The 11,208-nt window shown below is 68.7% G+C and carries 13 protein-coding genes; 10 read left to right on the top strand and 3 right to left on the bottom strand.

Going from position 1 to position 11,208, the window contains the following annotated elements; genetic code table 11:
* Positions 1–203 precede the first annotated feature (203 nt).
* The 8 genes from rpmH to JIAGA_RS32600 all read left to right on the top strand — a co-directional run bounded on the left by rpmH (position 204) and on the right by JIAGA_RS32600 (position 5,589).
* A complete protein-coding gene (rpmH, locus tag JIAGA_RS34150; protein WP_084470150.1) occupies positions 204–341 on the top strand; it encodes a 50S ribosomal protein L34 in 138 nt (45 codons plus the stop codon).
* A gap of 37 nt (positions 342–378) precedes the next feature.
* On the top strand, positions 379–744 hold the full coding sequence (gene rnpA, locus JIAGA_RS0126455) for a ribonuclease P protein component (RefSeq protein WP_026877987.1): 366 nt from the start codon (positions 379–381) through the stop codon (positions 742–744).
* Positions 741–1,085 carry a membrane protein insertion efficiency factor YidD gene (gene yidD, locus JIAGA_RS34145; protein ID WP_084470148.1) on the top strand — a complete coding sequence of 115 codons (345 nt, stop codon included), beginning with the start codon at positions 741–743 and terminating at the stop codon, positions 1,083–1,085. Before rnpA ends, yidD begins: the two co-directional genes overlap by 4 nt.
* A 7-nt stretch (positions 1,086–1,092) precedes the next feature.
* Positions 1,093–2,019, top strand: a complete 927-nt coding sequence (gene yidC / locus JIAGA_RS0126450; RefSeq protein ID WP_026877986.1) for a membrane protein insertase YidC — start codon at positions 1,093–1,095, stop codon at positions 2,017–2,019.
* Positions 2,020–2,152: 133 nt separating this feature from the next.
* Positions 2,153–2,617 carry a Jag family protein gene (locus JIAGA_RS0126445; protein WP_211239973.1) on the top strand — a complete coding sequence of 155 codons (465 nt, stop codon included), beginning with the start codon at positions 2,153–2,155 and terminating at the stop codon, positions 2,615–2,617.
* A gap of 110 nt (positions 2,618–2,727) precedes the next feature.
* Complete coding sequence (gene rsmG / locus JIAGA_RS0126440) at positions 2,728–3,408, top strand: 16S rRNA (guanine(527)-N(7))-methyltransferase RsmG (RefSeq protein WP_026877984.1); 681 nt, start codon at positions 2,728–2,730, stop codon at positions 3,406–3,408.
* A gap of 260 nt (positions 3,409–3,668) precedes the next feature.
* A complete protein-coding gene (locus JIAGA_RS0126435) occupies positions 3,669–4,565 on the top strand; it encodes an AAA family ATPase (protein WP_035815434.1) in 897 nt (298 codons plus the stop codon).
* Positions 4,558–5,589 (top strand): ParB/RepB/Spo0J family partition protein, encoded by a 1,032-nt coding sequence (locus JIAGA_RS32600; protein WP_051426547.1) that lies wholly within the window; start codon positions 4,558–4,560, stop codon positions 5,587–5,589. Before JIAGA_RS0126435 ends, JIAGA_RS32600 begins: the two co-directional genes overlap by 8 nt.
* Positions 5,590–5,687: 98 nt before the next feature.
* Here the strand turns inward: JIAGA_RS32600 and JIAGA_RS32595 are convergent, their stop codons facing one another.
* From JIAGA_RS32595 to JIAGA_RS0126415, 3 genes are all read right to left on the bottom strand, one after another.
* Complete coding sequence (locus tag JIAGA_RS32595; protein WP_035813001.1) at positions 5,688–6,662, bottom strand: D-alanine--D-alanine ligase family protein; 975 nt, start codon at positions 6,660–6,662, stop codon at positions 5,688–5,690.
* A 14-nt stretch (positions 6,663–6,676) separates the two neighbouring features.
* Entirely contained in the window at positions 6,677–8,014 is a 1,338-nt protein-coding gene (locus tag JIAGA_RS0126420) for an aminotransferase-like domain-containing protein (protein WP_051426546.1), read from the bottom strand.
* Positions 8,015–8,289: 275 nt separating this feature from the next.
* Entirely contained in the window at positions 8,290–9,426 is a 1,137-nt protein-coding gene (locus JIAGA_RS0126415; protein WP_026877981.1) for an N-acetylmuramoyl-L-alanine amidase, read from the bottom strand.
* 283 nt (positions 9,427–9,709) lie between these two features.
* Between JIAGA_RS0126415 and JIAGA_RS32590 the strand changes: the two genes are divergently transcribed.
* On the top strand, positions 9,710–10,297 hold the full coding sequence (locus JIAGA_RS32590; protein ID WP_211239862.1) for a single stranded DNA-binding domain-containing protein: 588 nt from the start codon (positions 9,710–9,712) through the stop codon (positions 10,295–10,297).
* Complete coding sequence (locus JIAGA_RS0126405; RefSeq protein ID WP_026877980.1) at positions 10,291–11,187, top strand: hypothetical protein; 897 nt, start codon at positions 10,291–10,293, stop codon at positions 11,185–11,187. Before JIAGA_RS32590 ends, JIAGA_RS0126405 begins: the two co-directional genes overlap by 7 nt.
* Positions 11,188–11,208 lie beyond the last annotated feature (21 nt).

The following is an 11,208-nucleotide window of genomic DNA, read 5'->3' as shown; positions in this document are numbered from 1 at the left end:
TCTCGATGTCAGGATGAGCGGTTGCCGCCGCTCACCGCCGTACGGCCGGGCGAGTTTGACCCCGAGCGCGTCCAGCGCGTACCGTTAATCGGTCCGACGAGGGCTCCTGTCGACATGCCCGGGGTGCGTATCCCGGGGATGCGCGGGTCCCGGACGGCACCCAGAAGCACGCACATCTCACCGATCGACACAGGAGCCCGGACGTGGTCAAGCGCACTTTCCAGCCGAACACCCGCCGTCGTGCGAAGACTCACGGCTTCCGGCTGCGCATGCGCACGCGTGCCGGCCGCTCTATTCTTGCGTCCCGCCGCAGCAAGGGCCGTGCCAAGCTGTCCGCCTGATCCGGCTGGCCGGCTTGCGCTCGCTCGACGATCTGAGGTGCTGAAGGCCGAGCACCGGCTCCGGCGCTCGGCTGATTTCCGGGTGATCGTGCGCCGCGGAGTCCGCGTCGGACGGCCCACGATGGTCGTGCACCTGTTGCCCGCCGCCGAGCAGGGCGGTCAGGAAACGTCCCCGTCGGTGGGCCTCGTCGTCGGCCGCGCGGTTGGGGGTGCAGTGGTTCGCAACACCGTCCGGCGCCGGCTGCGTCATCTGATGGCCGACCGTGTCGATCGGCTTCCGCCTGGATCCTCGGTCGTGATCCGTGCGCTGCCCGGCATCGCCGGTGCGCCCAGCTCCGCGCTCGCGCGTGAGCTCGATGCCGCTCTCGATCGGGCCCTGGTCCGGGTGGAGAAACGGCGATGAAGACTCTTCTGGTGGCCCTGCTCAAGGGCTACCGCCTGATCATCAGTCCGCTGTACGGGCAGACCTGCCGCTACTACCCGTCATGCTCGGCGTACGCGCTGACGGCGGTCGAGCGGCACGGTGCCCTGCGTGGAGCGTGGCTGGCGGCCCGTCGCCTCGGTCGGTGTCACCCCTGGTGCGCCGGCGGTGTCGACCTCGTGCCGAGCCGGGAGAACTACCGGTGGTGGGGCCGTGCGGAAGGTACCGACGGCGAGACGCCCGGTGCCGACGATTCCCGACGAGCTTCCGAGTCCCCGGTGAGACCGCAACCGGGGGCCCCAACCCCTCTCAGAGGAGTCTGATAGACCCGTGGATACCGTCCTCGCACCGTTGCTGTACCTCGTCAGCTGGATCATGATCGGCTGGCATTGGCTCTTCTCCGAGTTGATCGGCATCGACCACGACGGTGTGAACTGGGCGTTGTCCATCATCGGACTGGTCGTCGTCATCCGGATCCTGCTGATCCCGCTGTTCGTGCGGCAGATCCGCTCGCAGCGCAAGATGCAGTTGCTCCAGCCTCAGCTGCGTGAGCTGCAGAAGAAGTACAAGGGTGACCGCGAGCGTCTCCAGCAGGAGATGATGAAGCTCTACAAGGACACCGGGACCAACCCGTTCGCGTCCTGCTTGCCTGTCCTGCTGCAGGCGCCGTTCTTCTTCGCGCTGTTCCGGGTACTGGACGGTATCGCCAAGAACAACCCGCGCGGTGCGTTCGAGCCCGGCACGCTGTTCGACTCGGCGCGGAACGCGGAGATCTTCGGCGCGCAGCTGGCGGACTCGTTCCTCACGTCCGACGACCTCAACACGAAGATCATCGCTGCGGTGATGGTCGTGCTGATGGTGGTGTCGCAGTTCATCACCCAGCGGCAGATCATGCGCAAGAACATGCCGAAGGAGGCGCTCGAGGGCCCGTTCGCGCAGCAGCAGAAGATCCTGCTGTACGTGCTGCCGCTGGTCTTCGCGTTCTCGGGCGTGTACTTCCCGCTGGGCACCGTGCTCTACTGGCTCACCTCGAACTTCTGGACCATGGGCCAGCAGCTCTACGTGATCCGGCGGATGCCGGCACCGGGCACCGAGGCGGAGAAGGCGCACCAGCGGCGTCTGGAAGAGAAGGCGCGCCGCAAGGGCATCGCGCTCCCCACCCCGGAGACCGCCGAGCCGGATGAGGAGAAGCCCGTGGGTGAGGTTGTGCGACAGCAGCCGAAGAAGACCACCCGGGCACAACGCAAGAAGAAGTGACCGCCGTAGGCGGCGTGCGTGTGACCCGGCCCGACGGGCGCGTCCCGTCGTATGAACGAAAACTGAGGAGTCGAAGGTGAGCGACGCTGACACCGAGCGCGACGCTGTGCAGGAACGCGGGAATGACACGGCCATGAGTACGGCCGAGCGGTTGGAACGCGAGGGCGACATCGCCGCGGACTACCTGGAGGAGCTGCTCGACATCGCCGACCTCGACGGCGACATCGACATGGACGTTGAGGGCGACCGGGCTGTGGTGTCGGTCGTCGGTGATGGTCTGGACGCATTGATCGGCGACAATGGGAAGGTCCTGGAGGCGCTGCAGGAGCTGACTCGGCTGGCGGTGGTCCGGGAGACCGGCGAACGCAGCCGGCTGATGCTCGATGTCGGCGGCTTCCGAGCCAACCGGCGGGCCGAGGTGCTGGAGCTGGCCAAGCAGGTGATCGAGGCGGTGCGTACGTCGGGCGAGTCCGAGTCGCTTGGGGCGATGTCGCCGTTCGAGCGCAAGGTCGTCCACGACGCGGTCGCGGCGGCGGGTTTGCGCAGCGAGTCCGAGGGTGAAGAGCCGCGCCGATACGTGGTCGTGCTGCCTGCCTGATCGGCGGCCCCTGATGGGTGCCGGCGGCGACCACCTAGCGGTGACCAGCCCCGTGAACCGCGCCAGCGGGCGTCGTTTCACGTGAAACACCGAGCTTTGGAGGCCGAGTCATGGACGAGATCGACGGCGTACCTGACTCGGCCTCCTCCCTTTTCGGGGACCGAATGGGCCTGGCGGTCGCGTATGCCGACCTGCTCGCAGGGGCAGGCATCGAGCGCGGGCTCCTGGGTCCTCGCGAGGTCCCACGGCTGTGGGACCGTCACATCCTGAACTCCGCGGTCCTCGCCGAGCTGATCGAGACCGACGCCCGGGTTGCGGACGTCGGCTCCGGGGCCGGCCTGCCTGGTATTCCGATCGCGATAGCTCGTCCGGATCTCGAGGTCGTCCTCGTCGAACCGCTGTTACGGCGCAGCGAGTTCCTCGCCGAAGCGGTGGAGCAGTTGGGGCTGGCATCGGTGACGGTGCTGCGGTCCCGTGCCGAAGACGTGGCGCCGGGTGGCCGGTTCGATGTCGTCGTCGCTCGGGCTGTGGCGCCGATGGAGCGGCTGGCCGGCTGGACCCTTCCGCTGTTACGGCCGGACGGGCGGCTGTTGGCGCTCAAGGGCGAGTCCGTTTCCGAAGAGTTGCGCGATTCAGCCGCGTCGTTGGCGAGAATGGGCGCGACGTCATGGAGAGTTGAGACAGCCGGCACCGGCGTCGTCGAGCCGGCCGCACGGGTGGCCGTGGTCACCGCAGGACGGTCGGACAGGGTGCCGGGACGGGGTGCACGACAACGGAGGAAGAGCAGATGAGCGATGCCACTGTCGTACTGGGCCTGGGGTGGCCGACGACAAGTGGGGTCGTCGCGAGCTCGGACGCTGCGGGGGAACGGCGGTCGGCGATCGGCTGGCCACCGGACAATGGGACCATTGAACCGACGGGCCAACCGTCGAACCTGGAGCGTGAGAGATCGGTGAATGCGGGCGAGCGACCGGCCGACGTGGCGGAACGGACACAGGTGCGTACGGCGGCCGAGTTGGCCGACTTCGCGATGTCCGGATCGCTGGCCGACATGGACACCCCTATCGCCCGCGAGGCGGCCGTCGCGCTGATGGCGGTGGGCCGCCGGGCCGCGCCGATGCCGAAACCCGACCAGACCCGCGTGATGGTCGTCGCCAACCAGAAGGGCGGCGTGGGTAAGACCACCACCACCGTCAACCTGGCGGCCGCGCTGGCGGTCAGCGGACTACGGGTGCTGGTGGTCGACCTCGACCCGCAGGGCAACGCATCCACTGCGCTGGGCATCGACCATCACGCGGAGATCCCCAGCATCTACGACGTCATGGTCGAGGAGACGCCGATCGGTGACGTGGTGCAGAAGGTCGAGGACATCGACGGGCTCTGGTGTGTACCCGCCACCATCGACCTGGCCGGCGCCGAGATCGAGCTGGTCTCGATGGTTGCCCGCGAGTCACGGATGCGGAAGGCGCTCGACCAGCATCTGAAGGCCGACGGCACGGAGTATGACTACGTCTTCATCGACTGTCCGCCGTCGCTGGGGTTGCTCACCGTGAATGCGCTCGTGGGTGGCGACGAGGTGCTGATTCCGATCCAGTGCGAGTACTACGCCCTGGAGGGCCTGAGCCAGCTGCTCAAGAACATCGACATGGTCCGTGCACATCTGAACCGCGATTTGGCGGTGTCCACGATCCTGCTGACGATGTACGACGGTCGCACCCGCCTGGCCGCCCAGGTGGCCGACGAGGTGCGGCGCCACTTCGGTGACACCGTTCTGCGCACAGCCATCCCGCGTTCGGTGCGCATCAGCGAGGCGCCGAGCTACGGGCAGACCGTCATGACGTACGACGCCGCATCGAGTGGCGCACTGTCCTACCTGGAAGCTGCCCGCGAGATCGCGGAGCGGGGGACGACCTCTGGAGAACCACATGGGGAGACAAGTGATGGCTGAGAAGAGGCGTGGGCTCGGGCGTGGCCTGGGCGCGCTGATCCCGACGGGGGAGCCGACGGACGCCGGCGGCGTGCGCACGTCGCCCGTTGACGTCTTCTTCCCTGACGGTCGGCTCGGCTTGAACGGGGGCCACGGCGCCACAGGCGGCACTGTTTCACGTGAAACGGAGGCGACGGATACCGAGCTGGTCCCCGTCGACGGAGCCACGTTCGCCGAGATCCCCGTTGATGCCATCACGCCGAACCCACGGCAGCCGCGGCAGGTCTTCGACGAGGACGCGCTGGCGGAGCTGGTGTCGTCCATTCAAGAGGTCGGGCTGCTCCAGCCGATCGTCGTGCGGCTGCTGGAGGACGGTCGCTACGAGCTGGTCATGGGTGAGCGGCGGTGGCGGGCTACCAGGGAGGCCGGCCTCGCCACCATCCCCGCGATCGTGCGGACCACCCGTGACGACGACATGTTGCGGGACGCACTGCTGGAGAACCTACACCGCAGCCAGCTGAACCCGTTGGAGGAGGCGGCCGCGTACCAGCAGCTCCTGGACGACTTCGGCTGCACCCACGACGAACTCGCGGTCCGCATCAAGCGGAGTCGGCCACAGATCTCGAACACCCTGCGGCTGCTCAAGCTGCCGCCCTTGGTGCAGCGGCGCGTCGCCGCCGGGGTGCTCTCCGCCGGTCACGCGAGGGCACTGCTGGGGTTGTCGGACGGCGCGGCTCAGGAGCGGCTCGCACAGCGCATCGTCGCCGAGGGTCTGAGCGTCCGCACTGTCGAGGAGATCGTGTCGATCGGCGACGCGGAGACGCCGAAGGAGCGCGCGAAGCGGCCGGCCCGACCCATGGCGCCTCGGCTCTCCGACATCGCGAGTGCATTGTCGGAGCGACTGGACACCAGGGTGAAGGTCGACCTCGGGCGCAGCAAGGGCAAGGTCACCATCGAGTTCGCCAGCATCGACGATCTCGAGCGCATTGTCAGCACCATCGACCCGAGCATGCACGTCCCGGGGCGCAACAACGACGTCGCCTGAACGCATACCCTGGGCTCAGCCCGTACAAGACAATCGCGGCCGGTCCGCTCCATCAGGAGCAGCCCGGCCGCGATTCTCGTGTCAGAGGTGCGGAACGCTCAGCTCAGGGCATCGGAGTCGCGGTGATGCCGGCCGACAGCAACCGCCAGCAGGTCCCGAGCGAGCAGTCCGAGGTCGAGACCCGCTGCCTGCACGGCCTGCGGAAGCAACGAGGTCTCCGTCATACCCGGGGCGACGTTCACGTCGAGCAGCCACGGCATGCCGTCGGCGTCGACGATGACGTCGGTGCGGGAGAGATCCCGCAGGCCGAGCGTCCGGTGAGCGGCGACCGCGACCTCCGCGACGGCCTTGGCCGCGGTGTCGTCCAGCCGTGCCGGGACGAAGAACTCCGTAGCGCCGGCGGTGTAGCGGGCGTGGAAGTCGTACGTGCCCGACTCCGGGACGATCTCGACCGCGGGCAACGCCCGCGGACCGTCACCGGTGTCGACCACGGCGACCGCCACCTCGGTGCCGTCGATCCACCGCTCGACCAGGGCCGGCTCACCGTAGGCGAAGCACTCGACCATGGCGGCCGGGAGGTCCTCGACGCGGCGGACGACGGTGGTGCCGAGCGCCGACCCGCCTCGAGCCGGCTTCACCACCACCGGCAGGCCCAGCCGGGCGGCCAGGGCGTCGAGCAGCACACCGGCGCCCAGTTCACGGAACGTCGACTGCGGCAACACAGCCGACGACGGCGTGGCGATGCCCGCGCGACGAACGATGGACTTGGCCGCCGGCTTGTCGAAGGCGAGCCGGCAGGCGGCCGCTGCGGACCCGACATACGGCAGGTCGGACAGCGACAGCACTTCCTGGATGGCGCCGTCCTCGCCCTGGGCGCCGTGCAATAGCGGGAAGACGACGTCCGGAGGGTCCTGGCGCAGCGCGGACAGCAGGTCGCCGTCGGCGTCGCGCTGTTCGACGTCGAGGCCCACCTCGCGCAGAGCCTCGGCGACACGGCGGCCCGAACGCAGCGACACGTCACGTTCGTGCGAGAGGCCGCCGGCGAGTACGAGGACGCGGCCGAGATCACTCATGGTGGAACGAACCCCTAACTCTGGTCCGGTGCCGGGCCGTCCAGCCCGGGCCGGCGGGTCGCCGCCCAAGCCCCGAAGGTGGCGCGCAGGTCCATCTCCTGCTCGATGACCTGCGCGAGCCGGCGTACGCCCTCGCGGATGCGCTCCGGTGTGGGGTAGCAGTACGACAGGCGCATGGAGCGGGAGCCGAAGCCGTCGGCGAAGAACGCGGTTCCGGGCACGTAGGCGACGCGGCTGGTGACTGCCCGCGGCAGCATGGCCTTGGCGTCGATGCCGTCGGGCAGGGTGAGCCACACGTAGAAACCGCCAGTGGGCTTGGTCCAGTGAGCGCCCTCGGGCATGAGGTCGCTCAGTGCCTCCAGCATGGCGTCGCGCCGCTCACGATAGGTCTCACGGAAGTCCTTGACCTGGGCCAACCAGTCGTGACCGGCCAGGTACTCCGAGACCGCCAGCTGGCTGAACGCCGGCGGGCACAGCACGCTGTTCTCAGCCGCCAGGACCAGTTTCTCGCGTACGGCGTGTGGCGCGAGCGCCCAGCCGACCCGGAAACCCGGCGCGAACGTCTTGGAGAACGAGCCCAAGTAGATGACACGCTCGGCATCGTCGGCCCGCAGCGCGCGCGGGACCTCGCCGTCGAACCCGAGCAACCCGTACGGATCGTCCTCGATGATCAGCACATCTGCCTGCCGGCAGATCTCCAGCACCTCAGCGCGTCGTTGCGGTGACAGCGTGACGCCGGCCGGGTTGTGATAGCTGGGAATCGTGTAGAGGAACTTGATGGTGCGGCCGCTTGCGCGCACCGTCGCGATCGCGTCACGCAGCCGGTCGGGGATCAGCCCGTCGTCGTCCATTTCCACATGCACGACGTTGGCCTGATACGACCGGAATGTCCCCAATGCGCCGACGTACGACGGGGCCTCGGCGAGAATGACGTCGCCCGGATCGATGAAGATGCGCGTCACGAGGTCCAGCGCCTGCTGCGAACCCACCGTGACCGTGACGTCGTCGGGATGTGCCCCGATGCCCGCCGGCCGCATGACCTCGCAGATCTGCTCGCGCAGCGTGGGGTCGCCCTGGCCGGAGCCGTACTGCAGTGCCGTCATGCCGCGCTTGTCGACCAGCTCGTGCACGAGGGAACCGACCACGTCGAGCGGAAGCCCGGAGATGTTCGGCATGCCGCCGGCCAGCGAGACGACCTCGGGCCGGGAAGCGACCGCGAACAGTGAACGCACCTCGGAGGCGGTCATGCCATGGGTGCGGGTGGCGTAGCGATCGACGTATGAGTCCAGACGTGAGCCGGTGGCCGCTGCTGCGTCCGTCGTCTTCCGGTTCGGGCTCGACTGATGGCTCACGTCACACACCTCCCGTGGAACGACCGACAACGTCTAACGGGCCCGGACAGACCGGTGCCCAGGATCAACCATGCCTCACCACCAGGGGAGAAGGCGAATCGATTGCGCTGATTTCGGGCAGTGTCTCCAGCTGGACGGGCTGCGCGACGCTGGGCTGGCGATGCATGTGCCGCTTGGATCGCCGCGGCGAGGGAGCCTACGGCCCCCGGTCGCCGCGCCGACGTCGCACACCCCGTCGTCCCCAGATGGACGGGCTGTGTGACGCGTGCACCCCGTCAGTTCGTGGCGAGGTCGTGGAACCGCAGCGCGCCGGTGGCGGCGTCCTCTCCCGACGGCAGGTAGACCCGCTGGATGGCGATGACCATCGCCTCGGCCACGACGTCGCGGAAGTCGGGATCGGCGAGCCGAGCGACGTCGCCTTCGTTGGTGAGGTAGCCGAGCTCGACGCGCACCGCCGCCATTTTCGTGTGCCGCAGCAGGTCCCATGTCTTGGCATGCGCGCGGCAGTCGACCAGGTCGGTGCGGGCCACGATCTCGCGCTGCACCAGGCCGGCGAACTGTTCGCCGATGGCACTGGCGGTTCCCGGTTCGCTGCCGCCGAAGTAGTACGTGGCGACGCCGGACGCCTCCGGGTTGGGGTGCGCGTCGACGTGCAGGGAGATGAGCAGGTTCGCGCCGGAGTCGTTGGCGAACTGGGCCCGCTCGGCCTCACTCGGAGACGAATCCGACCCGGGCCCCCTGGTGAGGAACGTCTGCACACCGGTGGCGGTGAGCCGGCCCTCGATGCGGGCGGCGAGGTCACCGACGACCGAAGCCTCGTCGAGGCCGTGCGCCTGGTGTCCGCGGTCGGCACCGCCATGACCTGGGTCGATGACGACGACCTTGCCCGGCAGTCGCTTGCCGGCCTGCCGCAGTGCCTCGACGGCCCGCAGGCTCTCCGGCCGTCCTCCGGTGACGATGGGCGCCAGCCGGCCCAGTGTCTTGAATGTGCTGGGCCCACAGGTGCCATCGGCCGGTAGGCCGACGTTGCGCTGGAACTCCCGCAACGCGTCACCGGTACGCGGCCCGAAGACACCGTCGACCCGGCCCACGTCGAACCCCAGTTCGGAGAGCCGCCGCTGCAGAGCGATGACGTCGTCACCGGCCTGCGGGTTGCCCACGACATACGACAGCAGCCGGTCGCCCAGCCGCCAGCGGGCCTCGTCGAGCACCCGGTACGTCGTGGCGTCCACGACACCAGTGGCGGTGAGGCCACGCTCCTGTTGGAACTGTCGCACGGCGCGGTCGACGTCCTCGTCGAACGTGCTCGGGCCGGGCGCAGTGTCGTCCAACAACCCCAGCTGAGTGAGCTTGGAGCGGATCTCCGCGATCGCTGGGCCGGTGTCGCCCAACTCGTAGCGAAGCGAGGTCATCCGCGGGTGGTCCTTCCGTCGGCCGTGAATCTGACATCGGGCTGCACGACGTGACCAGCGCATCGGCCCATCAGGCCGCACAACCCTCCGCCACAGCTCGTCGCGATTCTACCCACCCTGGGCCACCCGAACCGGCACGCTCGGTGAGTGTTCGGGTTGCCGCTGAGACCGATCGCCCACCGACCGCGCCCGCCGGCCCGCCGCGACGGCGCGGCTCCAGCCGCTGTGAGACAGGTGGAAGGCGTCCAGCCAGCGAGAATGACACCGACCGTTCACAGCGAAGGTGTTGCTCCTGTCATGCCTTGATCGATATTGTCCCTGCATGAACGGCTCGCGTCCCCGGGCGGGCCGGCGCTTCTTGGTCGGCTTGGCTTGTGCTTCGCTCTCGGCCGCCGCATGCAGTGGCGGTGACGAGAACGACCCCGCGAGCACGCCGACCCCCACGGCCAGCGCCGACCCTGCTGCTTCGGCGGAGGCGCAGATCGAAGAGCTTTTCCGCGACTATTGGGACGCTGTCATCCAGGCGCAGAGCGGGCAGTCGGACGACCCCGCCGCCCTGTTCGAGGGTATCGCCACCGAAGAGACCACCGAGCTGAACGTCGGCACCGCCCGGCGATACGCGCAGGAAGGCATCACTCGCGTCGGCGAACCCGTCATCAGCGACGTCACGGTCCAGGTCGTCTCCACGTCCGGGGTCGTGAGCGCCTGCATCGATGAGTCAGAATGGCTCGCACAGCTCACCGACGGCACCACCCTGCCGCCGCCGGAGGAACAGCTGACACCGCACCCGGTGGTGTTCGAAGTGATCGACTCCGATGGCTCGTGGCTCATCGGTGAACCGATCGAACCAGGAGGGACGATCACATGCTGAAGCTCCGGACGGCGGCGCAGGCACTGGTGGCATGTGTCGCGCTCGTGGCGGCGCTGCTCGGGGCCACGAGCGTTTCGGTCGCGGTCGACGACGCCCAGACGCGCGATGTGTGTTGGATCTACCTCGAGGTCCGCCCAGGTGTCTTCGATTACGTCAATGTCTGTGCCGGCCCCGACGAGGACCAGAGCGGCGGGGGCGGCGGCGAGGGCGAGGGGCCACGGTGCGACCTCACCGAGGAACCGTACGACGAGTTCTGCCTCGGCGTCCGGTCCTGCCGAGCCGACATCCCGTCGACCATCGACGAGGACGACTGGCCGGAGGAGACCCGCCCGAGCCCCGACCACATCTTCACTTTCGTCCAGTGCCTGGTCCCTGGCGAGGAAGGGACCTGGGACCGGTGGCGCTGGATCGAACCCTACGAGGACGCGTTGCCCGGGCTGGGCTGGCAGGCGTTCGGTCGGCTGGAGACCCCGGCCTTCACCATGAGTTTCGCGCCTGCCGGCATGACTTACGTCGGTGCCGACACCCGGTTCTTCCTCGACGGCCTCGGCGACGGCGAGATCGTCGGTGGGCAGGCCGGGCCGTTGCACGCCACCGGCACTCTCAGTCACGTCGAGATCGACCCCGGTGACTCGAGCGGCATCATCGAGTGCGACCCGGACCTACGCACCCGCGCGTGTGAACACGTGTACCTGATGACGTCGCACGGGCAGAGTCCCCTCGACCTCGACGGTCGGCCCTCGTTCGCTGCCCAGGCACGCCTGGTCTACGACGTCACCTTCACCATGGGCGGTATCGAGGTCGACCTACCCGGCGTGCCGGAGACGCTGGAGAGCCCGTGGAACGGGACCCTGGTGCCCGTGGGAGAGATCCAGGCGCTCGTCCGATAGACCCCACCCGGCCGACGCGCT

The organism is Jiangella gansuensis DSM 44835 (genome assembly GCF_000515395.1).
Classification (GTDB): domain Bacteria; phylum Actinomycetota; class Actinomycetes; order Jiangellales; family Jiangellaceae; genus Jiangella; species Jiangella gansuensis.
The sequence above is the reverse complement of the archived record's forward strand: the minus strand, read 5'-3'. Positions and strand labels throughout refer to the sequence as shown.